The 1,127-nt window shown below is 64.2% G+C and carries 1 protein-coding gene; it reads left to right on the plus strand.

The genetic code is table 11. The features are described 5' to 3' along the window. Positions 1 to 1,127 (plus strand): VCBS repeat-containing protein (locus E6K76_07710; GenBank protein ID TMQ58478.1); only part of this gene is annotated, 1,127 nt, incomplete at both ends.

Below are 1,127 nucleotides of genomic sequence, written 5' to 3' on the forward strand. Positions count from 1 at the left end.
CACGGCTCCGCAGATCGATTCCGTCGACACGCTCTTCGTGACCCCGGGGTCGACCGTCGACCGTTCGGTATTCGCGAGCGACGCGGACGGAGACCCGATCACCTTTTCCAAGGTCTTCGGTCCCGCCTGGATGACCGTTTCCACGGCGAGTCCGGGGTCGGGCTCCGCAACCGGGAACATCCACCTGACCGTTCCCCCCGCGAACTGGAACGGCAGGTACGGTGCCGCGGTCGCCGCGAGCGACGGAGCGCTTGAAGCGCAGACCACGTTCACGATCGTCGTCCACGCGATTCCGAACAACCCACCGATCCTGAGCCAGCCGGCCGACATGACGGTCTTGCTCGGCGAAGTGGCGGAGCAGAAGGTCACCGCGACCGACCCCGACGGCGATCGCGTGGACATCTGGAAGATATCGGGTCCGGAGTACGTAACCCTCGTCACTGATATCCCGCGAAATGTCCCGTGGAAAGGAACCGCAGTCATTCAAGCTACTCCGGGGGCCGGCGACCTGGGGTCGGCCGGCGTCACGATCCGGGCGACCGATAATTGGGAGGGGTTGGCCGACACGAAGTCCTTCACGGTCACCGCGGTTGCCGGGGATTTCCCGCCCCCGTGCGCGCCGAGCACTTTCATCCCCCGGACGAACAGCTTCGGATCTGACGCTTCGTTCGGATCCACGACGGAGGTCCAGTCGGCGGACCTGAACGGGGATGGGGTGCTCGACTTGGTTGCCGAGATGCCGCAAGCCGGACGGGTGGTCGTGGCCTTGGGTGCCGGGGACGGCACGTTTGGAGCGTCCACCGATCTAATTGCGGGGAGTTGGCCCGTTTCGGGGGCGATCGCGGATTTCGACCGGGACGGGATCCTGGACATCGCGATCCTGAATTCCGACCTCGTTGGCTTGTATTCGGGAGGCGCCTCCATCTTTCTCGGGGACGGCACCGGAGGGTTCGGCCCGAAGCAGAATTTCAGGTGGGGTCGCGGTTCGTCATCCGCATCCATCGTCGCGGCGGATGTGAACCGCGACGGCAACATTGATCTCGTGACGGCGAACAAACAATTCGGCAGGTTCTCGGTCCTGCTTGGAGGAGGCGACGGAACCTTCGTCTGGAAATATACCTCGTACG

The organism is Candidatus Eisenbacteria bacterium (genome assembly GCA_005893275.1).
Lineage (GTDB): Bacteria > Eisenbacteria > RBG-16-71-46 > SZUA-252 > SZUA-252 > WS-7.